This window comes from Desulfovibrio intestinivivus (assembly GCF_053570665.1).
In genome coordinates this window covers 267,339-290,470 of sequence record NZ_JBRBQT010000001.1, presented here as the reverse complement: position 1 = coordinate 290,470, position 23,132 = coordinate 267,339, and the positions used below count along the sequence as shown (strand labels likewise).

Genomic DNA, 23,132 nt, shown 5'->3' with positions numbered 1-23,132 from the left:
GGAGGCTCCTGCTTTTGGTTGAAACAAAGACAACAGTTTCAGGGGCTTCTCCGTAACTATCTCTGCCTTTAAATTGTTTTGGCAAATTGTTTTAATAAATTATTCTGGGTTGTTGGCACTACGAGGGGGTTTTGTTTCCTGCCAAGGAAGAAGGCCTTTTTATAGAGGGAGCGTAGCTCTGATGCTACTCGCCGGAATAAAAAGGCTTTCTGACGTGGGCAGGGGGCAAAAGAGCCATAGTGGCAGCAGGCCTAACAGATGCGGGGCAACTGCGCGCCCTCAAGCATGCCCAGCAGGCGGCGGCCCCCGATGCGGGTTTGCAGCGCCACCTGGGCCTTGCCTTCCGTTACCGTGCCGATGCGGGCCGCTTCCTTGCCATAGGGCGAACGGCGCATGGCCTCAAGGGCTGCTTCGGCGCTGTTTTCGGGCACGATGCAGATGCACTTGCCCTCATTGGCAAGGTACAGAGGATCCATGCCGAGGAAGGAACAGCCGTTGCGCACGGCTTCGTGAACGGGGACGCTGGCCTCGTCAAGCAGGATGGACACCTGCGACTGTTCGGCGATTTCGTTGAGCGTGGTGGCAAGCCCTCCGCGCGTGGGGTCGCGCAGCACATGCACCTCGCCCACGGTATTGATGATGTCTTCAATCATGTGGTTGAGCGGGGCGGAGTCCGAAGCCACGTCCGTAAGGAAGGACAGGCCTTCGCGGCTGCCCATGACCGTGAGGCCGTGGTCGCCCATGGCTCCGCTGACCAGTACCGCATCGCCGGGTCGGGCATTGTGGCCCGAGGGCGAGGGCGAGGCAAACACCTGCCCGATGCCCGTGGTATTGATGAAAATTTTGTCGCAAGCACCGCGCGGCACAACCTTGGTGTCGCCCGTCACAATGCTCACCCCGGCCTCGCGGGCTGCCGCGCCCATGTCGGCCACAACGCGCTCAAGGGTTTCGAGGGGCAGGCCTTCTTCAAGGATAAATCCGCAGCTCAGGTAGCGGGGCCGCGCGCCCAGCATGGCAACGTCGTTGACGGTGCCATGCACTGCCAGGCTGCCGATGCTGCCGCCTGCGAAAAACAGGGGCGTCACCGTGTACGAATCTGTGCTCATGGCCAGCGGGCCGGAAATGTCGGTCAAAAGCGCCGCATCGTCCATGCGTTCCAGCAAGGGATTGGCAAAATGGCGCATGAAACACTGGGCAATAAGGCGCTGCGAGGCTCTGCCGCCGCTGCCAGCATCAAGAAGAAGGCAATCGTCCATTATCGCTCCGAATATTTAAAGTAGGCCGCGCAGCTGCCCTCGGTGGAAACCATGCAGGGGCCAACGGGGGTGGCGGGGGTGCAGCGCTTGCCGAAAAGCGGGCAGTCCGGCGGGGTAATGCGCCCCTTGAGCACATCGCCGCAGCGACAGCCGGGCAGGGGGGGGACGTCCGGCAGGGTGAGATCAAGGCGCTTCATGGCGTCCATGCTCTCATATTCCGGGCGCAGGGCCAGGCCGCTCTGGGGTATGCAGCCTATGCCGCGCCACAGGGCGTCCGCCGGTTGGAAAAACTGTTCCAGCAGGGCGCGGGCGCGGGGGTTGCCCGTGTCGTCCACGGCGCGGGGGTAGGCATTGACCACATCGGGCTTGCCATCGCGCATCTGCTCGGCCATGAGGCAGAGGGCCAGCAGAATGTCGGCGGGCTGGAAGCCGCCCACGATGCCGGGCACATGAAAATCGCGCGCCAGAAAGGCGTAAGGCTCCAGCCCAAGAATGGTGGAAACGTGCCCCGGCAGCAAAAAGGCTTCCACGCCGCACTGGCTGTCTTCAAGCAGGATGCGCAGGGCGGGGGGCACAAGCTTGTGCAGGGAGAGTACGCAAAAGTTGTTCAACCCGCGCTGCTGGGCGGTGAGCAGGGTGGCGGCCACGGTGGGGGCGGTGGTTTCAAAACCTATGCCCAGAAAAACTACCGTATCGCCGGGGTTGGCCGCCGCAAGGGTCAGGGCGTCCAGAGGCGAATAGACAATCTCAACCCGCGCCCCTTGGGCCTGAGCGTGTTTGAGGCTGAGGCCGCCGGGGCCGGGCACGCGCAACAGGTCGCCAAAAGTGGCTATGATGACGCGGTCGCGGCCCGCAAGCTCAAGAAAGGCGGCTACTTCCGCATCGTGCGTGACGCATACGGGGCAGCCTGGGCCGGAAAGGTGCGTTACCGATTTGGGCAGGAGCGAGCGCAGGCCGCTCTGGAAGATGGCAACTGTATGGGTGCCGCACACTTCCATGAAGCGCATTGTGCGACCATCAAGGGCGCGGTTAAGGCGATCAAGAAGGCTGTGGCACAGTTGCGGATTCTGAAAGGCGGTTTCCAGTTGCATGGGCATTCCTTTTTTGCGGCCCGCAGGGGATCGGCGGGCAAAACTCTGGCGGCATTCTCCGGGGCAAAGGCTCGGCCATTACTGGCGGTTCCGGCAAGGAGAAAGGCTTTTTACCTGCAACGCATGTGCTGCATCCAGCAGGAATAAAAAGCCTTTCTGCCGAGCCTTGAATGTAAAATGGTTGTTCGTATCAGGTCCATGATATGTTAACAATATGAGAAATTTTGTTCCCTGCCAAGGAAGTGAGCCTTTTTATGGAGAGAGTGTACTGCTTCGGTACTCGACCGGAATAAAAAGGCTTCCTGACGCAGGCAGGGGGCAACAGGGCAATATTGTTAATATATCATTAGGCCAGCGGGGCCAGCATATCCAGCCCTGTAGCAACAGGCAGCCCGCACATGAGGTTGGCGTTGGCCATGGCCTGACCGGATGCGCCCCTGCACAGATTGTCGATGGCGGAAACGATGATGAGCCGCCCTGTCCGGGGGTCTACCACAAGACCAAGGTCGCAGAACATGCTGCCGCGCACAAAACGGGTTTCCGGCAGCGCCCCCTTGGGCAGGATGCGAATCCACGGGCTGTGTTCCCACGTGCGGGTAAAGACTTCGCGCACTTCGTCCAGGCTGATGCCGGGATTTTTGAGCTTGGTGTAGATGGTGGACAAAATGCCCCTGTTGGTGGGCAGAATGTGCGTGTTGAACGAAACCCGCAAGTCGTGGCCCGCCAGCAGGCTGAGTTCCTGCTCTATTTCCGGCGTATGCCGGTGCGTGGGCAGGCCGTAGGCGCGGAAATTGTCGGAAATTTCGCAGAACAGCGTTGGCACGGCTGCCTTGCGGCCAGCGCCCGTGGCCCCGGATTTGGCGTCCACCACGATGTCGTCGGTATGTACGAGATCGTTCTTGATGGCGGCGTACAGGCCCAGAATCACCGAGGTGGGGTAACAACCGGGGTTGGCGATAAGCTTGGCGCCTGCAATTTCAGCCGCATACAGTTCGGGCAGGCCGTACACGGCCTTGTGCAGCAGATCAGTGCACACATGCTCGCGCTTGTACCATGCGGCATAGGTTTCAGGGTCGCGCAGGCGGAAATCCGCAGAGAGGTCAACAACCTTCACCCCGGCGCGCAGCAGCATTTCAGCCATGTCCATGGCTGTGCCTGCGGGCACGGCAAGAAAGACCACATCGCACTGGCGGGCGGCTTCCTGCGGGTCAAAAACGCTGATGACCACATCCGCGCCGGGCATGTGGTTCAGAAAAGGATAGAAATCCCCCAGCCGCTTGCCGGATTCCGCCCGCGAACAGGCCATGGTAAGCTGCATGGAAGGATGGCTCACGAGAAGCCGCGTCAGCTCCATGCCCGCGTAGCCGGTAATGCCCACCAGACCCACATTGATTGTCTTCATGCCGCCGATCCTTTGGAAACTATGGTCGATAGTAGTGACGGAGCCGCGCCGCGCAGACGGCAGATTGCCGCTGGCCGTGCCGCACCGCAGTGCCCTAAGCTTTTTTTGACTGACAGGCGCAGTCCGGGCCGCACTTCATCACGAACTTCATGCGCAGCTCGTAGAGGATGCTTTCCAGCAGTTTTTGCTCCTGTTCTTCCAGTCCGTTTTCGGTCTTGGCGCGCAGCATTTCCAGCACGTCAATGCTGTGCTTTGCCAGCGGCAGGCTTGTTTCCGTACCGCCGGTTTCGGGATTGGGCACTTCGCCCAGATGCACCAGAGCCGATGACGCCAGGGAAATAATAAAGGTCGAAAACGTCACTTCCGGCATGGGGCCATCGGCCTTGCAGCCGCAGTTATTGTCACTCATGGCGACCTCGTGGCACGTAAACGGTTACGGTAACAGCAGTTTGCGCCAAATGCTTGCGTTCAACATACAAGCTTTTACCGCCAGCGCAAGAGCTTGCGCCCTAGCTGTGGATCAGCGGCAGCGGCTCGCCGGGTTTGCCCGCCAGGGCCATGCGATAAGCGGCCAGCGCTTCTTCAAGATAGTCACGCGAGCCGCAGTGTCCACCCGCTTCAATGATGCCCCGGTTAAGGGCATGCAGCCCGGCCACCAGATCGGCCCAGTCCACCCAGCCCATATGTCCTATGCGCACCATGCGGCCCTTCATGTGATCCTGACCGCCAGCCATGCACACGCCGTAGTTGTCCATGGCGATGCGCAGCACCTCGGTGCCGTCAACGCCCGCAGGCAGCATGACACTGGTGATGCCCCAGGCAAAGTGGGTTTTGGCGTAAAGCTCAAGGCCCATGGCGGCAACGCCCGCGCGGGCCAGCATGGTCAGCGCCCACTGCTTGGCGTAAATGGCTTCAAGCCCGTTTTCCAGCAGCATTTCAAGGCTTTCGTCCAGGCCGACCACAAGGTTAACCGCGGAGGTGAACAATGTCTGCCCCTGGGCGATCTTGGCCCTTTCCTTGGGCAGGTTGAAATAGAAGCAGCCGGGCGTGACGCTTTCGGCCCTTTTCCATGCGCGGGGCGAGAGCGCCAGCAGCGCTAGGCCGGGGGGTAGCATGAGGCCTTTTTGCGAGCCGGTGACAAGGCAGTCGATACCCCACTGGTCCATGGGGCAGGGCGCGAGGCTCACGGCAGAGATGCCGTCCACCAACAGCAGGGTGTCGGTATCGCGCGTGATGCGGGCCACTTCTTCCACAGGGTGCAGGACGCCGGTGGAGGTTTCGGAGTGCTGGATAAGCACAGCCGCGATGCCCGGATCGGCCTTGAGGGCCGTTGCCACGGCCTGCGGGTCAACGGCTTCGCCCCACGGCACTTCAAGAGTGGTGACTTCAAGCCCGCGTGAAACCGCGATTTCGCGCCAGCGCTGACCAAACTTGCCGCCCTCGACCACCAGTACCCGCTGGCCGGGGGTAAACAGACTGTACACCGCCGCCGTCATGGCGCCCGTGCCGGAACAGGAAAGGGGCAGAACCACATCGTCCGTGCCGAACAGCACGCGCAGGCGCTCCTGAACCCGGCCCATCACGGCCTTGAATTCGCTTTTGCGGTGGTGGATCATGTCTTTGGCAAGCACAAGACGTACGCGCTCCGGCAGAGGCGTGGGGCCAGGGGTGAGCAGGCGGACTTTGTTCAGCATGTCAAATCCTTCTAGTTACGCGCCCACTTGGGCGATAAAGCACTTCAGATAGGCCGTCTCGGGCATGGCGGCGTGGATGGGATGATCCGGCCCCTGGCCCCCGGCGAAAAGAATACGGGCATGCAGTTTGCGCTTGGCGGCGGCCTGCGTCAAGCAAGCGCGCAGAGACTGCGTTTCAAGATGGTGTGAACAGGACGAGGTGGCAAGTATACCCCCCGGAGCGAGCAATTGCACTGCCAGATCATTGGCCTGCTTGTAGGCCGCCAGCCCGAGGGCCGCGTCCTTGCGGCGCTTGATGAAGGCCGGGGGATCAAGGCTGATGGCCTGAAAGCGTCGGCCCTCGTCGCGCATCTGGCGCAGCAGGTCAAAGGCGTCGCCGCACAGGGTCTGGGCTTCGCAGCCGGGAGCGTTGGCCTTGGCGTTTTCTTCCGCGAAGGCGAGTGCCTGGGCCGAGGCGTCCACAAAGGTGACGGAGCGCGCGCCCGCAGCCGCAGCGGTAACGCCGAACCCGCCAACATAGCTGAAAATATCCAGCACATCGGCATCCTTGGCATAGCGCGCCAGTTCCGCCCTGTTGGGGCGCTGGTCGTAAAACCAGCCGGTTTTCTGGCCTGTGGCGCAGGGCGCGAAAAAGCGGCAGCCGTTTTCCGGTACTTCCAGCCTTTCGGGCAATTGCCCTTCGCTCTGTTGCTCGCGGGAGAGATTTTCAAGCCCGCGCGCGGCAAGGTCATTGGCCCAGAGAATGGACGTGGGATGCAGCAGCGTATGCAGGGCGGCTGTGAGCGCTTCACGCCTATGCTCCATGCCCGCAGTGGTGATCTGCACGGTCAGGTGGTCGCCGTAGCGGTCAATGACCAGACCGGGCAAAAAATCGCCCTCGCCGTGGCAAAGCCGATACCAGGGGCCGGGGTAGAGACGCTGGCGCAGGGCCAGTGCCGATTCCAACCTTTGGGCCAGCAGGGCTTCGTCCAGTTCCACATCGGGCTTGCGGCTGTGCAGGCGGGCGCAGATAAGCGAAGCCGGATTGACGTACACGCTGCCAAGAGGCGCGCCGCGCCAGTCGCACAGAGTTGCGGCTTCGCCGGGGGCAAAGTCGGTAAGCGGGCTTTGTTTTACGTCCACCTCATTGGCGAAAATCCAGAGGTGCCCGGCGCGCAGACGCCGATCTTCATTTTTTTTGAGACAGAGTTTGCGCATATGTTACTTTCCCGCTGCTTCGGCGGGGGTGGATGTTGTGGCGGTTTGCGCCGCAAGGGCGTTGATCTGTTCTTCCAGGGTTTTCTGGCCGGGAACGGCGGAGCAGGTAAAGAGCGCGCCGGGGTCGTTCAGGGCGGCCAGTATTTGCAGAATGCCTATGCGCTGGCCTTTGGCGCTGGCGGCTTCAAGCTGGCCGGGGCGTTGCACAAAGGTCAGCAGGGCCTGACGGATGGCGTTGTTCTGCGGGGTGGGGGCGAGATCCAGCCCCTTGTCCAGGGTCTGGTGCAGGGCCGTGGCCGCTGCGCGCCCATCGTGGGAAAGATTGAGGCCAACCCAGGCCAGCGCGCCGTGATCCTTCACGGCGAGGTGCAGATCGCTGAAGCTTTGCATCAGCAGGGCCTGCTCGCTGGTGCTGATGATTCCGGCATCGTACAGGGTGAACGAACAGTCCACGTCCGCGAGGCCTTCGGCCTTGATGGACATTGTTTTTTTGTGCGAGGCAGTGCTCAGGCCAAGGCTTTCAAAGGTCATGCTGGCCTTGAGCGCGGGCATGGCAAGGCCGGAAGCCTCCTCAAGCAGGCTTTTGGAGGCCGCAAGATCGCGGATAAAGCTGGTTGTGTGGCGCGGCGAGTTGGAAAGCCAGTCAAAACCCACGCTGCCAACAGTCACGCTGCCGTTTTCCACGGCAAAGGTCATGCCTGAGGCGCGAACCTGCCGCACAAGGGGCGGGTCGGCAGCCAGAATTTCTTCCACAACCGGGGCAAGGGCCTTAACGGCTGCGTCCATGTCGTTTTCGCTCATGGCAGCTGTGTCCATAAGGCGGTGCAGCAGGCCCAGCTCCGGCAGGGTGAGGCCGTTGGCTTCAAAGCTCGCCATGCGCATGCTCTCGTGCCCATCGAGGCGGCTCTGCATGTCTTCGATGCGCATATGCTCAACGGAAGCGCCGTCCCATCCCTTGATCAGCGATTCTTTAATGGTCAGTTGGGCCAGGCCTTCCTTGCCGGGAAGGCTCACGCTCAGAAAAAAGCTGTGCGCCTTGTCCGCACCCATGAGGTATGTGGCGGCCAGCGCGTCAATGGGTGCTCCGTCAAGAAAGCGGGCCACCAGCTCACTCTGGCAGCGCAGTTCGTCAATTTCTTCGCGCTGCACCGAGCCACGGGCCTCGGGCGTGCGCAGGGCCAGATTGCGCAGCACGATGTTTTCGGCCACGGGCATCATGCCCACATCCTTCAGCACCATGGGCCGCAAGGGAGTGTAGGCCAGCAGCATGCGCATGGGAATGCGGAGCGAAACCTCCGCCACTTCATACGCAAGTGGCCCTTGGGGCGTTTCGCCGCGCAGGCGCAGGCCGTACAGGGTCAGGGTACGCGACAGGGGCGAAAATTCCACCCTATCCACCGCAGCCTGCGTGGATATGCCGTCGCCGGAGATGCCGATGCTCTGGATGCCCCTCTGCACCTGCCCCTCCACCAGAGGGCTCAGGCCGAAAAACAGACCCAGAAAACCCGCCGCGATCAGAATAACCACGGCGGCTGGCAAATATGCTTTTTTCATTCAGGTTTCTCCAGCTTCAAAACTTCAGCGGCCAAATCGCAGTTGCAGGCATGCGCCGCGCACCGCAGGTATTCAGCCGATTTTGCTAAAATGTGTCCAGGCAAGGGCTGTGGCCCACATGCACTTTAATCCACCCGGTGATGGCAGCCAATACTTACCTTGTTACGCAACGCGGCCTGCGTGATGATGTACGAGGTCTGCGAGCCGTGGAAAAGATCCACCAGCCGCCGCGATATGCGCGTGCGCTTGTAAAAGTCGTGGATATGCCGCACAAGGTCGCGCATGTCTTCAAAGGCCCGGCGCAGGCGCGCTTCAGTGCGGGCAATGCCCACATAGTTCCACATGGTGTTGCGGATGTTTGTCCAGTCCTGAGCCACAAGGGCGGGATCGTCCCTGCGTTCATCGCCTTCGTGTTTCCAGTCGGGGATGGCGGCGGCCAGAGCCTTGGGCAGGCCGCTTTCGGCTACAACGCGGTGGGCCAGATCCTTGCCGCTGCTCACGCCCCATACCAATGCCTCAAGCAGGGAGGTGCTGGCAAGACGGTTGGCCCCGTGCAGGCCGGTGCAGGCGCATTCGCCGATGGCGTAGAGCCCGTGCAGCGAGGTGCGGCCATGCACGTCAGTGAGTACGCCGCCGCAGAAGTAGTGGGCCGCAGGCACCACGGGAATGGGTTCCTTGAGGATGTCGATGCCGGCCTCGCGGCACTTTTCGTATACGGTAGGAAAGCGCGTGGGCACATCCTGCTCCACGCCGCTCACGTCCAGATACAGGCAGGGTGCACCGGTGTGCAGCATCTCGTCCATCATGGCCTGGGCCACCACATCACGCGGGGCCAGATCGCCCCTGGGGTCGTGATCAAGCATGAAGGCGCGGCCCTTGCTGTCAAGCAGGCGCGCGCCTTCGCCGCGCATGGCCTCGGTAATGAGCGAGCGGCGGTTGCTGCGTTCTTCGTACAGCGCGGTTGGGTGAAACTGCATGAACTCGAGGTTGGCAAGGTCAACGCCAGCGCGAAAGGCCATGGACATGCCCGTACCCACGCAGCCGGGCGCGTTGGTGGAGTGCAGAAATACCTGCCCCACGCCGCCGGTGGCAAGCACTGTCCAGTCCGCGAGGATGGTTTCCGTTTCGCCGGTTTCTTCATTGAGCACGTACGCGCCGAGGCAGCGGTTGCGTACCTCGTAGCGGTACTGCGAGGCCTTGGCGTGGTGGTGGCTGCTTAGAAGGTCGATGGCGGCGCGACGGTGCAGCCGCGTGATGCGCGGGTGGGCCAGCACCTGGGCGGTGAGGCCTTCCATGATGGCCCGGCCCGAAAAATCGGCGCAGTGCAGAATGCGCTGGGTGGAGTGCCCCCCCTCGCGCGTGAGGTTGAACGTGCCGTCCTCATTGCGGTCAAAGGGTACCTGGGCGCGCTTGATGAGCACCTCATCCACGCACTGCGGGCCTTGCGCGCACAGAAAACTGACGGCTTTGTTGTAATTATAATTGTGCCCTGCAACCAGAATGTCCTTTTCCAGAGCTGGCGCGTCCGAGGGATGCTCTTGCGTGGGATTTGCTTGATAGATGATGCCGCCCTGGGCAAGCTCGGAGTTGCCGTCAGCCAGCCTGTCTCCGGCGTTGAGCAGGAGGACGTCACAGCCGGAATCGGCAAGGGTCAGTGCAGCGGTGCATCCGGCAACGCCCGAGCCGATGATCAGCACGGGCACATGACGGCGAATAGAATTCACGGCGCAAACCTCAGTTACCGCAAGCTTCAAGCATGCGGGTTAGGGAGAGACGGGCGGGGGGGCAGAGGTTCTCCTCAATGTGCAGAGGCGAGGCTGCTCCGGCGGCTACGCTTTGCAGCGTGGCCAGAAGCTTCTTTTCCGTAACCTTGGCCATGTTGCCGCAAATGGCATGCCCTAGCGGCAGAATGCGGCACTGGCCCGCATGGCGCTCGGCCAGACGGTACACAAGGTTGTTTTCCGTGCCGACAATAAGGGTCGTGCCCGGTTCTTCGGCGGCTACGCGGGCCGCCTCCTGGATGAGATATGACGTGGAACCAGCGCCATCGCAGGCTTCAATGACTTCCTGCCTGCATTCGGGGTGGGCGATGACGCGGCAGCCGGGGTATTCGGCGCGGATGGCCTCCACATCATCGGGTTCAAAACGCGCGTGGATGGCGCAACAGCCGGGCCAGAGCAGCAGCTTGCGGTCAAGGGGCTGGGTTTCTGGCTGTACCAGCCCCGCAGCGCCCACGCGCAGCACATGGCGTTCGTCCTGGCTGATGCCCAAAGCTTCGGCGGTATTGTTGCCCAGATGTCTGTCGGGCAGAAAGAGCACGCCGTCGCCCTGATCCAGCGCCCAGCGCAGCATGATTTTGGCATTGGCCGATGTGCAGACCGCGCCGCCAAATTCGCCCACCACGGCCTTGAGGGCCAGATCTGTGTTGACATAAGCCAGCGGAGTGATCTTGCGGCCTGTGGCTGCGAGCTGCTTCAGTACCTTGCGGGCCAGGGGGGCCGGGGTCATGCGCGACATGAGGCAGTCTGCGTCCAGGCTGGGCAGATGCACGCTCTGGCCGGGCTTTGCCAGCAGGGCGGCGGATTCACCCATAAAATAGACGCCGCAAAAAACAATGTGGGCCGCGTCAATGCCGGGAACGCGGCGGGCAAGCTCCAGCGAATCGCCGGTGATGTCGCAGTGGCGCACCACGTTATCGTTCTGGTAGTGGTGCCCCATTATACACAGATTCGCGCCAAGCTGTTTTTTCAGGGATGCGATTGCAGCGCTTGTATCTTGCATGTCAGGTTCCTCAGCAGGCAGTATGAAAAAAGAAGTGGCAAATGCGGAAATTTGTTCCGGTGATGTCACTGTGTTGTCGCAATGTCGCCGTATGGTTGCCGCCGTGGGTCAGCGTGTTGTTTCCACGGCTGGCGGTTTGCGGTGTGCGGAAGTATGGCAGCAGAACGCGGGCATGGCTGTTGCTGCGGCTACACTGCCAGCAGGGTCATGCTGAAATCTGCCGACACTGCGGAATGGGTCAGACGCCCCACAGAAATAAAATCGGGCCTGCGCGGCTCGGTGAGCGCAAGGGCGCGGATGGTATCCAGCCGCACGCCGCCGCTCACTTCCGTTTCGATGGAGCGGGGCACAAGGGCGAGAGCCTCGGAAAGGCGCTGGCCGTCCATGTTGTCCATCATGATGCGGTCAGCCTTGGCGGCTACCGCTTCGCGCACATGGTCAAGGGTTCGGCACTCCACCTCGATGGGCGGGCAGGGCGCGTAATGCGCGCGCAGCTTGGCAACCGCCGCGGAGATGGAACCTGCGGCGTCGATGTGGTTGTCTTTGAGCATGAGCATTTCGGTCAGGTTTTTGCGGTGGTTGTGCCCACCGCCCGCCTGAACGGCGTATTTCTCGACCCAGCGCAGACCGGGAGTGGTTTTGCGGGTATCGAGCAGACGCACACCTGTGCCTTCCAGTTCTCGCGCATAGCGGGCTGTGAGGTTGGCGATGCCCGAAAGATGGGTGATGAAGTTCAGAATGACGCGTTCGGCCTTGAGCATGGCCGTGGCCGGGGCCGTGATGTGCGCAACCTCTGTCATTGAGGGCACGGAGGCGGCTTCCCTGACCAGCGCGCGCCACGTAAAAGGCGCGCCGAGGCTTTTGAAAACAGCACCGATAACTGGCAGGCCCACAACCAGGGTGTCTTCCTTGGCGCGGATAACGGCGTTCATGGAGGATTCTGCGGCAAAAAGCCCCAGAGCGGTCATTTCAGGGCCGTCTTCCTCAAGAGCGAGATCGATGGATTTTTGGAGTAGCCGCTGACCTTCGGGAGAGAAAAATGCGGCCCAGGGCGTGAACATTGCGCTTGTCCCCATTTCTTGCACGTGCTAAGTGGAAACTCGCCCGTCAGGGCGCGTTCTGCACACGCTGCAAGACTGTAAATATGGCCCGATTGCGGCGGTTGCCCAATACGGGTGTGGTGTAATAGATAGAATGCCCCGTGTTTCGCGTCAAGCTGCCGGGACTTCATGAGTTTTTTCACAAGCATGACGTGCTGGTGACAATCAGGCATTTTTTGCTTAACAGTCGGCAGTGTTTTGCGGCTGCCCCGGCTGTTGGCCGTGGTGGGGCTTTGCCGCTCCTTGTTGCAGGGTTGCGCCTTGGGCGCGACCATTCCACTTTGGCTACAGACTGGATTAGAGGCGCGCCATGGCAGATCAGCACAACGACAAATTCCGTACCGATCCTGCGGAACAGCCCGGCAGCGCGCAGCCTCCTGTAGTACCTCCCCACCCTTCGTCTGAAAAAGACACCCTGCCCCCGGACGCGGCCTCTCTGCTGACTGCGGAGCGCCCCGATGCCCATGATGAAGATTTTGCCGCGGAATACGCCGATGCCGAGTTTGTGCATCCGGCTGACATGGCCGACCATCTTGAGAATCTGAGTCTCGAAAAGCAGGTCAGTACCCTGAGCCGCATGTCCAAGGAGGACGCCGCCGAGGCGTTGGCCGAACTGGACGAGAATATGGCCGTGGATGTGCTGGAAAATCTGGACGACGACGTAGCCGCCCAGATTATCGCCGAGATGTCGCCTGACGACGCCGCCGACGTGCTGGACGAACTGGACGAGGATCACCGCGACGCCCTGCTGGAAAAGCTCGACCGCGAAGATTCGGAAGAATTGCGCAACCTGCTCAATTTTGATCCGGATTCTGCGGGCGGTGTCATGAACACCGAGCTTATTCTGCTGGAAAAGAATTTCACGGCAGACGAAGCTATCGCCCATATCCGCAGTGAAATGGAAGACAAGGAAAGCCCCTACTACGCCTATGTGGTGGACGAACATCAGGTGCTTGTGGGCGTGCTTTCTCTGCGTGACCTCATGCTGGCGCGGCCCGGCACCATCGTGGGCGACGCGGTTTCGGGCCAGAGCGTTGTCAGCGTCACCTACGATACGGACGAGCGCGAAGTGGCAAGCCTGCTTTCGCACTACAATTTTATGGCCATGCCCGTTGTGGACAACGAGGGGCATATCCTCGGCGTAGTTACCTATGACGACATCATGGACATCATGCACGAAGAAGCCAGCGCCGACATGCTGGGCATGGTGGGCGCCGACCCGGAAGAAAGCGTGGATACCCCCTGGCTTGAGAGTGTGCGCAAGCGCCTGCCCTGGCTGTTTGTGAACATGATAAATTCCGCCCTGTCGGCCTCCGTGGTCTACATGTTTGAGGGGTCCATCGCCCAGATGGCCGTGCTGGCCGTGCTCATGCCCATGGTGGCCAATCAGGCGGGCAATACGGGGCAGCAGGCTCTGGCGGTGATGATCCGCCAGTTGGCCACAGACCGTTTTGACCAGAAAAAAGCCTGGATGGCCGTGGTGCGCGAGGGCAAGATCGGCATTGTCACCGGTATGGCCATGGCTGTGGTGGCCTTTTTCGCTGCATGGTGGTTCACGGGCCTGCCCATGGTGGGCGCTGTCATGGGCGGGGCTCTCTTGTGCGACATGCTTTTGGGTGCTGTGGCTGGCGGCTCCATTCCGCTTATTTTTCGGGCGCTGGGGCGTGACCCCGCGCAGGCTTCAAGCATTTTTCTCACTACCATCACCGATGGCGCAGGCTTTTTTATCTTTTTGGGCCTGGCCTCTCTGTTCATTTTATAAAAAATTTGTCACCCTTGGTCTGTTTGAGGGATCATGCCCCTGCAACGGCGCGGCTGTTACAGGGCAACCTTGCGTTGCCCTGTGTGCTGCATCATAGCCGCTGCGGCTTTCTTGCCGCGCGACCTGGGCATGGAGGCCTTCCGGCTTTGTCCCCCATTGCCGGAGTCAACGCCAACAGCCGCCACAGGGGAAGCGGGCCGAAACATCAACTGCGAGAGCCGCAAAGTCGTGCCAATGGGTGATATTCCGGGCGAGGTCTGCCGCATTTTGCTGGTGGACGATCACAAGCTGCTTATGGAAGGCGTGCGCAGTTTGCTTGCGCCTTACGGGCATCTGCGCGTTGTGGGCATGGCCCAGAATGGAGGCGAGGCTGTGGCGCTGGCGGCATCCCTGCAACCGCATCTGCTGGTGCTTGACCTTGGCATGCCCGGCATGAACGGCCTTGAAACAGGGCGCGCCGTGCTTGAGGTGCGGCCCCAGACTCGTATACTGGTCTATACAGGGCATGAAGATCAGCGCTGGCTGCCGGAGCTTATTGATCTGGGCATCATGGGGCATGTGCGCAAGTCTGAATCGCCCGGTGTGCTGCTGCGCGCCATTGAAAGTGTGCGCGCGGGCGAGATTTATCTGAGTTTTTCCGATCCCGGCGGGCGTGTGGCGGCCATGCTGCGTCAGCGGCGCGAGGCTGCCGATACGGCGAATGCCGATGCTGGGGCTGATCTGGGGGCGCTTTCGCCCCGCGAGAAAGAGATTTTTCGTTTGCTGGCTGACGGCATGAGCGTCAAGAGCATAGCTGCGGAGCTGTATATAAGCCCCAAGACTGTGGAAACCCACAAGTACAATCTGCTTACCAAGTTGCAGGCCGGGTCTGTGGGGGATTTGGTCAAGATTGCCATCCGGCATGGTCTTGTGAAGGTATAGGGAAGAGGTGTGTGGGAGCTTGGTGGCCGGGAGAGCCTGTCGAGCGCATTTACGCAAACCCGACTTTTTGGGCCTGACTGCGTTAAAATCCTGTTTTTGATGCTCACGTACACGAGTACGCTGCGCTCAAAAACAGGATTTTTCCTTGTCCGGCCACAAAAATGCGTATTTTGCAAATTCACTCAACACCAACCATCGCCTTCGCGTTGCTCCGGCGAGTTTAAGGAAGGCAACTCCACGACCAACGCTGATGGTGGATAGATTTTTCTGACTCGCAAGATATCCGTTTGGTCATGGCTGATAGATGATTGGCATTACAACAAATAACATGCTGATTTTATGTTGTTTTTATTGTGTTGATTGACCTTTCCAAGCTTGATGTCTGTAAGCATGCCCATTGGGTGAACGAAGTATGCTCTGTGGTTAGTCAAAGTACAGAGAGTAGGTGGCTGAAACGAAGTTTGACCGAAGCGAAAGCGGATTCTGGCATTAACGCGGCGCGGAGGGAGATCACCTGAGCGAGCGTAGCGAGGGAGGGAAGCTCCCGAAGCTATAGCCGCGTTGCCCTCGCCACACGATGAAATTTGGAAAGCCCGTCTTAGGGGGTGCTTCGGGGGGGATGCAAGGGGGGCCGAGAAGGGGGCATAGCCCCATAACCGGCCTCACCTTGCCGCGCGCCGCGCAGGCGTCCAAACTCCGCCGGATGGCGGAATTCCGTGCCCGAAGGGCAGTAAACTGCTTAAGCCCCACGCCGGGGAGGCGAACCCGCGCGCCGCGCAGGCGTCCAAACTCCGCCGGGCGGCGGAATATCGTGCCCGAAGGGTCGCAAATCCCCCCCTCGCCGCATAGGCCAAATCCCTCCCCCTCTCCTCTGGGGAAATCCCTTAGTCATTTTTTCACAATTCAGGATTCTCCTGATAGCACCCAACCCCTTTCCAACCTACCTTGGGCTGACCGTAAATAAACTTGCGTCGGCAAAAGGCCGCAAGGGGGAAACAATGGCTTTTGATTTCCAAAGAACCTTGAAGAGCGGGGCTGAGAAATCTGTGGTGAAGTTCATTCTGCTGCCCGTGGCACTGTGTCTGTGGCTTGCCTGCCCGATGTCGGCGCAGGCCGCTGAGGCCCTTCCGGCTGCTCAGGCCGCCGTAACAGCGCAGGCTGAAAATGTCGCTCAAACCCAGCCCCAGTCTTTTGTGGCCGTGGCTGCCGCCGACACGGCGGTTCAGGCCGCGCCCGCCGAAGCCGCTCCCGCTGCTTCGCAAGCACCTGAAGCGGTGGCTATAGACAACCATCCGTGGTGGTACTGGCCTGTTGCCCTGCTGTTTTTCTGTTTCATTCTTGGCGTCATCGCCGTCATGGCCGGTGTGGGCGGCGGTGTTCTGTTTGTGCCGCTGGTGAGCGGGTTCTTCCCCTTCCACCTCGACTTTGTGCGAGGCGCGGGCCTGCTGGTGGCCCTTGCGGGCGCACTGGCCGCTGGCCCCGGTCTTTTGCGGCGTAACTTCGCCAACCTGCGCCTGGCCCTGCCTGTGGCGCTGATTGCCTCGGCTTGCGCCATCGTTGGCGCCATGCTCGGTCTGGCGTTGCCTACCAATGTTATTCAGACCTGCCTTGGCGCGACCATCCTTGGCATTGCCGTGCTGCTGCTGCTTTCCAAAAATTCCGTGCGCCCGGTGGTGACCAAGCAGGATGCCATAGGCCTTGCACTCGGCATGGACGGTGTTTTTCTTGAACCCAGCACCGGCGAAGTGGTCCAGTGGAAAACCCACCGCACCCTGGCTGGCCTGCTGCTGTTCATCGCCATCGGCATTATGGCCGGCATGTTCGGCCTTGGCGCTGGCTGGGCCAACGTGCCTGTGCTCAACCTGCTCATGGGCGCGCCCCTCAAGGTCGCTGTGGGCACCTCCAAATTCCTGCTTTCCATTACCGACACTTCTGCCGCCTGGGTGTATCTGAACCAGGGCTGCGTTATCCCGCTGATGGCTGTTCCTTCCATCGTTGGCCTCATGCTGGGTTCTGTGGTGGGTGTGCGGCTGCTTGCCAAAGCCAAGCCCAAGTTCATCCGCTACATGGTTATTGGCGTGCTCTTCTTCTCCGGGGCCAAGGCCCTCATGAAGGGCCTCGGCTGGTAATCCGCATCGGATACGCTTGAACTGAAGGGAGAAAACAATGACCACTGATCTGAAGAACGACATAAAGGCCTCCCCCGCGCAACTGCGCTATGCAGACACCCTGTTCTACGGCGCGCTGCTGGGTTTTGTGGTAATGCTTGTTACCTACGCGCTCTATGTTTTTGGTGTGCTGACACCGCAGATTCCTCTGGATCAAATGCCGCACCTGTGGACGCAGAACGCAGCCGCCTACCGCGCTGCGGGCAATATTCCTCAGGGTTGGGGCTGGCTTGCCCTTGTGGGTAAGGGCGATATATGCAATTTCATTGGTATCGCTTTTCTTGCGGCGCTTACTATCATCTGCTTTGTGCAGCTTGCGATCAGTCTTGTGCGCCAGAAGCAGTGGATTCTGACGATTATTGCCGTGCTTGAAGTGTTGGTGCTCAGCCTTGCGGCTTCGGGCGTTCTGGTGGCTGGCGGCCATTAGTCGGGGTTTTGCCTTACGGGGCCGGGGAACGTGCCGCCGTGGAGCTGAACCGCACCAGCGGGCTTGACGGCGGCGCAGACCTTGGAGGGCACATGTTTGCCACGATAAAAAACTACTTCGCGCATCTGCTGGAAGTTCCGGAGGCTGTGTCTCCGGCCCGGTACCGCTCACTGCGGCGGCTGATGACAGTGCTCATGGTGGCCGTTTCGGTTACACCGCTACTACTGCTTTCGGCCATCAGCCATGTGCAGTACATGCGTACCCTTGAGCGCGAACTGGAAAGCCCGGTATACGCCCTGGCCCGCAAGTCGCAGGCGGCACTGGAACTGTACCTCGGCGAGCGTGTTTCCACGGTGAGTTTTCTGGCCCACGCGTATACCTTCAAGGATTTGCTGGACGAGCGAACTCTCAACCGCGTGTTTCTGGCCCTCAAGAGTGAATATCAGGGCTTTGTGGATATGGGGCTGGTTGACTCGGACGGCCAGCAGGTTGGCTATGTGGGGCCGTACAAGCTCAAGGGCGTGGATTACGCGGGCAAGCCATGGCTGCGCGATACCGAGATAAAGGGGCGCTACCTCAGCAACGCAATTCTGGGGTATCGCGGGTATCCGCACCTTGTCGTGGCAGTGCACAGGCTTGAAGAAAACGGCGTTTCATGGACGTTGCGCGTGGCCACAGATACCCTGCGCATCCAGCAGGTTGTGTCCACCGTTGGGCCGGAGCATGATACTGACGTGTTTCTTGTGGACACGGAAGGCGTACTGCAAACGGATTCCAATCTTTTCGGCAAGGCGCTGGAAAAACTGCCCATGGATCTGCCCCCGGCCTCGCACGAAACAGTGGTGCGCCGCATTACAGACCCCAAGGGCAGGCAGCTCATGGTGGCCTCGTGCACACTGGCGGGCACGGATTTCATGCTGCTGGCCGTCAAGCCCACAGAAGACGCCATCCGCCCCTGGCTGGCCCTGCGCACGGAATTGCTGCTGGTCTTGTGTGGCGGCATTGCCCTGATATTTATGGTGTCGAATCTGCTCATGCAGCAGCTTATCAATCGGTTGCAGGCCAGCGATGAACGCCGGGTCGCTGTTTTTGCCCAGATGGAGCACAACCAGAAGCTTTCGTCCATCGGGCGGCTGGCTGCGGGCGTGGCCCACGAGGTCAATAATCCGCTGGCCGTCATTTACGAAAAGGCGGGGCTTGCCCAGGATCTTTTGAGCATGGGCAAGGTGTGCGGCGAGGGCAAGGACAAGGAAAGGCTCTGCGCCCTGCTGGAAGGCATTGAAAGCACAGTGGAACGCGCGCGCGGCATTACCCACAGGCTACTGGGCTTTGCCCGCCGTATGGAAGCCAACCGCCAGGCCCTGCACATAGAAGAAGTTATTTCAGAAACCCTTGGTTTTCTTGAGCGCGAAGCCAAAAACCGGGGCGTCAAACTTGAAGCGGAACTGCCGCCCAACCTGCCGGAAATTGTGTCGGACAGAGGCCAGTTGCAGCAGGTGTTCCTCAACATCGTGGGCAACGCGCTGGACGCGCTGGCCGGTGGCGAGGGGAGCACGCAGACACCGCAGGGCGAAGAGCGTTTTGTTAAAATACGCTGTCAAAGCCAGAACGGGCAGATGCTGGTGAGTGTGCAGGACAACGGCAAGGGCATGTCGCCCGAAGTGCTCCGGCATATTTTTGAGCCGTTTTACTCCACCAAAAAAGACAAGGGAACCGGGCTCGGCATGTTCATCACCTACGGCATCGTGCGCAAGCTTGGCGGCGAAATTCACGTGCAAAGCGAAGAAGGGCGGGGCAGCACCATAAGCATCACCCTGCCGCTTACTCCGCCAGATGTCGCGGTGGAGGTGTAGAATGTCATTACGCATCCTTCTGGCTGACGATGAAAAGGAATTTGTCGATACCCTGGCAGAGCGTCTTTCGCTTCGCGGATTTGCGCCCTATGTGGTTTATGACGGCATCAGCGCACTCCAGGCCGCCACGCCGGAAAAACCCGATGTTGTGGTGCTTGATCTCTTTATGCCCGGTTTGTCGGGCGATGAAGTGCTGCGCCGCCTCAAGGTTCTATACCCTGATTTGCCGGTTATCCTGCTCACAGGGCACGAGGCCGTGGACGACAACGGCACAAACCCCGTGGCGCAGGCCTTTGCCTGCCTCACCAAGCCGTTGAGCTTCAATGTTTTTCTGGAAACACTGCAAGCTGCCGTGCGTGAAGGCAAGGAATGCTCAGCCACCGGAGGCAAGTCATGAATGAGAGTCAGTGCATGGCCCGCTTGCTGGCTTCCGCCGTTCACGACATGCGCAACGTGCTGGCAGTGATACGTGAATCTGCCGGGCTGGCGCAGGATCTGGCAACTCTGGCTGGCGGCAAGACTGTTGCCGCGCCGGGGGCAGAGCGGCTTTCATCGGCATTGAGTGAAGTGCAGCGTTCCATCATTCAGGGGGCGGCCCTTTCCGAAGCCATGGACTTCATGGCGCAGGCTGGGGGGATGGAACCCGGCGGTGCTGGCCCCTGCGATCTTGCGCGGGTAAGCCGCAGTTTCTGCCTGCTGGCGGCGCGTCAGGCGCGCGCGGCGCAGATACACCTGACCAGCGGCGAAACTGAAGAACCTGTGTGGGCCAATGTGCCGCCTTTGGCCGTCCTGCGGTCGCTGCTTGAAGTGTTTGACCTCTGCGCCTCGGTGGGCGGGCAGGTGAACCTGCGCCTCACCGCCGGACGGCGGCAGAAGGAAGAAGGCATTATAGTTGAGGCACTGGAAGGGGCCAACCGTGAGATGGCCCTGGCGGCCATGACGGGCAGCCCCATGCTTGACGGCATGCGCCCAGGCTGGCGCGCCGTGCTTATGCCCTGGCGAGACGCCGGGCCAAGATTTTTCCTTTCCATTTCGGCCTGCGATAGCGAAGGCGAATAACTGGCGCCGGCATGTTGCCGGGCCTTCAAGGAGTATTCCATGACCAAGGAAGACATCAAAATCCTGCTGGTGGACGACGAAAAGCAGTTTGTGGACACGCTGTCGGAGCGCCTTGCCATGCGCGGCTTTGAGGCGCGGGTGGCCTATGACGGCCCCGAGGCCCTCAAGGCTGTGGATCAGCCCACCGACGTTATCGTGCTTGACCTGCGCATGCCCGGCATGGACGGCTTTGAAGTGCTGCGCAACGTCAAAAAGAGCAATCCGCAGGTTCAGGTCATCATTCTTACGGGCCACGGCGGCGACGCTGAAGAACAGACCGCCTATCGCATGGGTGCGTACAACTTCCTCAGAAAGCCCATGGACATTGACGAATTGCTCAACAGCATTCGCATGGCCTACCGCGACAAGCTTGAGAACGCCATGGTGGCAGTTTCCCTGGCCGAAGGCGGGGACTTTGATTCGGCCCGCGATGTTATGAACGAAAGGGACGTGCTGGAAGAGCACGGTAAATAAGCGCTGGTGCAGCTTTGGCCGGGGAGGGCCGGATGGAGCGCATCCGGCCTGCGGCAAGGGTGTTTCTGCACGAAATGCTCTTGCAGGAATTCGCCCTAACCCCTGCCATAAAAAAGGCGTTGGCTGGTCTTGCCCGCCGCAAGGCGGCTTGTTCAGGCGTTAATTGTCCTGAAGCGGTTTTTTGAAACTGCCAGGGCGGCAGCGGTTCGTCATAGGAGTTCGCCATGCGTGTGCTTGTTGTGGATGACGAACCTGCCTTTTCGGAGCCTTTGGCCGAGCGTCTGGCATTGCGCGGTTACGAAACTGCAACCGCTCAGGATGCCGATGCGGCCCTGGCCGAACTGGCGCGCGGCCCCCGCGACCTCATATTTCTTGATGTGGGGCTGCCGGGTATGGACGGCGTGGACCTGCTGAAAATTCTGCGCGAGCACTACCCGCAGACCGATGTGGTGATGCTTTCCGGCGCTGGAGACATGGGCAAGGCCGTGCAGGCCATGCGGCGCGGCGCGCTGAACTGGCTGTCAAAGCCCGTGGGCATGGACGGTATCCTTGCGGAATGCCGCAAAGCGGCGGAACGCGCAGGCGCACGGCAGGAAGCCGCACGTCTGGCCGAGGCAGCCCGCTGGCGCAGCCTTGGCCGGGTAGCGGAAGGTGTGGCCCATGAGGTCAACAACCCGCTGAATATCATGGTGCAGGCCGCTGGCCTGATCCGTGACTGTCTGGAAGAGCCGGAAGCCAAAGCTTTGCCAGATATCGATGAAGTACGCGAAGCTGTGGACACCATCAGGACGCAGAGCCTGCGGGTGCGCGAGATAACGCGCAAGCTGCTCATGGTGGGGCACGGGCTTGACCCACGCGTGGGCGCGCTTGATGTGGCTGCGGATGTGGCCCAGGTGCTGCGCCTGCTTCACGAACGCATGGAAAGCGCCCATGTGCGCTGCAATGTCCTTGTGCCGCAGGGCGAGGGCGCGCCCCGCCCCTTGGGTTCCGCTCCGGAATTGCAGCAGATATGCCTGCACCTGCTGGAAAACGCGCTGGATGCTCTCAGTGATGCTGAATCGGCATCAGGATTGGCAGAGCGCCCCGGCGGTCTGGTCACCCTGACTGCCAGCACCAGACGCGATGCGCAGGGGCAGGATTGGTATGACCTTGTGGTGCGCGACAACGGCCCAGGCATTGCGCCCGACATCATGCCGCACATATTTGAGCCTTTTTTCAGCACGCGCGCACTGCAAAGCCCCGTTGCCGCCCATGCATCAGGCGGCAAGACACTTGGCCGCTATGTGGGGCTGGGGCTTGCTGTAGCCCGCTCGCTGGCTCACGCCAGAGGCGGTGAACTTACGGCAGTCAACGCGGCTGATGGCGGGGCGGAATTCTGCCTCAGCCTGCCTTTGGCGGAGTCTTTGGGAGAACACCCAACGCCCAAGACTCAAGCATAGGACTTTGAAATTTTTCATATTGCGCGCAAGGTTCTGTATCTGACGTTTGCGCCACTCATCACCTCCATGCGCCCCAAGCGTTTACGGTGGAAGCCCCTTGCCAAGGGTTCGGCAAGGGGCAATTCTTTTATTGCAGGCCAACACAAAGCCCCTGCCGGAGGACAACCTGCGGCAGGGGCTTTGTGTTGATGTCGTTGTGCGCATTGCCCTTGCCCGGTCAGGATTGTGGGGCGGGGACTCTGCGTGATTAAAAAATAAATTAATCAGGCAGCGGCACGTCGGTCTGAAAACCGGCGGCAACGCACTTGGCAATAAGATCGCCTGAACCGTCGTAAATTTTTACGTCATAATTCAGGATATGTTTGCCGTTGCGCACCACAAAGGCCTCCGCCGTGAGGGGCGAAACCTTGCCGGGGCGCAGGTATTCAATGGTGGTATTCAGGCTTACCACGCCGTAATCCTTGCCCGCATTGGCGGCAGAGCCAAAGGCCACATCGGCCAGGGCAAAGATGGCCCCGCCGTGGGCCATGCCCATGCCGTTTTTGTGGTTTTCGGTGATCGGCATGGTTACCTTGGCGTATTCCGGTGTGGCGCTTTCAATGGTCATATCCAGATAGCGCACCAGCTTGTCGTGCTTTTCCACGTAGTTTTTCATTTCCATCTCCGCACGTACCCCTTGCTCTGGCGGCTGCGTGAGTTGGCTTTGCCTCAAGGCCCACGCCTTGTTGCCAAACTACCGCGCCAAAGTTGGCGTTTAAAAAACCTTGAGAATACACATTCTCAAGGTTGTTTTTTCCTTGTGAAAAAAACGGGCTGAAGGCCTTGGCTCTCAGCCCGCGTTGCTAGAGCATTTTAACTTTGAAAAAGGTTAAATGCTCTAACGCTGCACAAGCGTGCAGCGCGCCGCAACGTGGC

Annotated in this window: 20 protein-coding genes; 9 read left to right on the top strand and 11 right to left on the bottom strand. The window is 60.4% G+C overall.

Annotated features, from left to right (window positions below; all coding sequences use genetic code 11):
• Positions 1-251: 251 nt before the first annotated feature.
• The 10 genes from hypE to nadC form a co-directional block, all read right to left on the bottom strand.
• Positions 252-1,256, bottom strand: coding sequence for a hydrogenase expression/formation protein HypE (gene hypE, locus ACUZ9P_RS01255; protein WP_298992500.1), 1,005 nt, complete (start codon positions 1,254-1,256; stop codon positions 252-254).
• On the bottom strand, positions 1,256-2,347 hold the full coding sequence (hypD, locus tag ACUZ9P_RS01250; protein WP_298992503.1) for a hydrogenase formation protein HypD: 1,092 nt from the start codon (positions 2,345-2,347) through the stop codon (positions 1,256-1,258). The genes hypE and hypD overlap by 1 nt, the downstream gene beginning before the upstream one ends.
• Positions 2,348-2,693: 346 nt before the next feature.
• Positions 2,694-3,749, bottom strand: coding sequence for an N-acetyl-gamma-glutamyl-phosphate reductase (gene argC, locus ACUZ9P_RS01245; RefSeq protein WP_449248326.1), 1,056 nt, complete (start codon positions 3,747-3,749; stop codon positions 2,694-2,696).
• Positions 3,750-3,843: 94 nt separating this feature from the next.
• Positions 3,844-4,158, bottom strand: a complete 315-nt coding sequence (locus tag ACUZ9P_RS01240) for a DUF1844 domain-containing protein (RefSeq protein ID WP_298992509.1) — start codon at positions 4,156-4,158, stop codon at positions 3,844-3,846.
• A gap of 100 nt (positions 4,159-4,258) precedes the next feature.
• A complete protein-coding gene (locus ACUZ9P_RS01235) occupies positions 4,259-5,443 on the bottom strand; it encodes a pyridoxal-phosphate-dependent aminotransferase family protein (RefSeq protein ID WP_291443921.1) in 1,185 nt (394 codons plus the stop codon).
• Positions 5,444-5,458: 15 nt separating this feature from the next.
• Positions 5,459-6,640, bottom strand: a complete 1,182-nt coding sequence (locus ACUZ9P_RS01230; RefSeq protein WP_449248325.1) for a class I SAM-dependent rRNA methyltransferase — start codon at positions 6,638-6,640, stop codon at positions 5,459-5,461.
• A 3-nt stretch (positions 6,641-6,643) separates the two neighbouring features.
• Positions 6,644-8,194, bottom strand: coding sequence for a hypothetical protein (locus ACUZ9P_RS01225; RefSeq protein ID WP_449248324.1), 1,551 nt, complete (start codon positions 8,192-8,194; stop codon positions 6,644-6,646).
• Between the two features lie 125 nt (positions 8,195-8,319).
• Complete coding sequence (gene nadB / locus ACUZ9P_RS01220; RefSeq protein ID WP_449248323.1) at positions 8,320-9,918, bottom strand: L-aspartate oxidase; 1,599 nt, start codon at positions 9,916-9,918, stop codon at positions 8,320-8,322.
• A 10-nt stretch (positions 9,919-9,928) separates the two neighbouring features.
• The gene (nadA, locus tag ACUZ9P_RS01215) at positions 9,929-10,975 is read right to left on the bottom strand and encodes a quinolinate synthase NadA (RefSeq protein ID WP_449248322.1); all 1,047 of its coding nucleotides are present in this window, start codon (positions 10,973-10,975) and stop codon (positions 9,929-9,931) included.
• 188 nt (positions 10,976-11,163) lie between these two features.
• Entirely contained in the window at positions 11,164-12,036 is an 873-nt protein-coding gene (gene nadC, locus ACUZ9P_RS01210; protein ID WP_449248321.1) for a carboxylating nicotinate-nucleotide diphosphorylase, read from the bottom strand.
• A 349-nt stretch (positions 12,037-12,385) separates the two neighbouring features.
• Between nadC and mgtE the strand changes: the two genes are divergently transcribed.
• The 9 genes from mgtE (at position 12,386) to ACUZ9P_RS01165 (ending at position 22,217) form a co-directional block, all read left to right on the top strand.
• Positions 12,386-13,837, top strand: coding sequence for a magnesium transporter (gene mgtE, locus ACUZ9P_RS01205; protein ID WP_449248320.1), 1,452 nt, complete (start codon positions 12,386-12,388; stop codon positions 13,835-13,837).
• A gap of 33 nt (positions 13,838-13,870) precedes the next feature.
• Entirely contained in the window at positions 13,871-14,758 is an 888-nt protein-coding gene (locus ACUZ9P_RS01200; protein ID WP_449248319.1) for a response regulator, read from the top strand.
• A 998-nt stretch (positions 14,759-15,756) separates the two neighbouring features.
• Positions 15,757-16,887 carry a sulfite exporter TauE/SafE family protein gene (locus ACUZ9P_RS01195; RefSeq protein WP_449248318.1) on the top strand — a complete coding sequence of 377 codons (1,131 nt, stop codon included), beginning with the start codon at positions 15,757-15,759 and terminating at the stop codon, positions 16,885-16,887.
• A 37-nt stretch (positions 16,888-16,924) separates the two neighbouring features.
• Positions 16,925-17,353 carry a DUF1634 domain-containing protein gene (locus tag ACUZ9P_RS01190; RefSeq protein WP_449248317.1) on the top strand — a complete coding sequence of 143 codons (429 nt, stop codon included), beginning with the start codon at positions 16,925-16,927 and terminating at the stop codon, positions 17,351-17,353.
• A gap of 92 nt (positions 17,354-17,445) precedes the next feature.
• Positions 17,446-19,206, top strand: a complete 1,761-nt coding sequence (locus ACUZ9P_RS01185; RefSeq protein ID WP_449250219.1) for a sensor histidine kinase — start codon at positions 17,446-17,448, stop codon at positions 19,204-19,206.
• Position 19,207: 1 nt separating this feature from the next.
• A complete protein-coding gene (locus ACUZ9P_RS01180; protein WP_298995655.1) occupies positions 19,208-19,603 on the top strand; it encodes a response regulator in 396 nt (131 codons plus the stop codon).
• Positions 19,600-20,265 carry a sensor histidine kinase gene (locus tag ACUZ9P_RS01175; protein WP_298995653.1) on the top strand — a complete coding sequence of 222 codons (666 nt, stop codon included), beginning with the start codon at positions 19,600-19,602 and terminating at the stop codon, positions 20,263-20,265. The genes ACUZ9P_RS01180 and ACUZ9P_RS01175 overlap by 4 nt, the downstream gene beginning before the upstream one ends.
• Before the next feature lie 39 nt (positions 20,266-20,304).
• Positions 20,305-20,778: a response regulator gene (locus tag ACUZ9P_RS01170; RefSeq protein WP_449248316.1), complete on the top strand. Its 474-nt coding sequence runs from the start codon at positions 20,305-20,307 to the stop codon at positions 20,776-20,778.
• A gap of 224 nt (positions 20,779-21,002) precedes the next feature.
• Positions 21,003-22,217 carry a response regulator gene (locus ACUZ9P_RS01165; protein ID WP_449248315.1) on the top strand — a complete coding sequence of 405 codons (1,215 nt, stop codon included), beginning with the start codon at positions 21,003-21,005 and terminating at the stop codon, positions 22,215-22,217.
• A 259-nt stretch (positions 22,218-22,476) separates the two neighbouring features.
• Here the strand turns inward: ACUZ9P_RS01165 and ACUZ9P_RS01160 are convergent, their stop codons facing one another.
• Positions 22,477-22,872 carry a PaaI family thioesterase gene (locus ACUZ9P_RS01160; RefSeq protein ID WP_298995643.1) on the bottom strand — a complete coding sequence of 132 codons (396 nt, stop codon included), beginning with the start codon at positions 22,870-22,872 and terminating at the stop codon, positions 22,477-22,479.
• Positions 22,873-23,132: the final 260 nt, after the last annotated feature.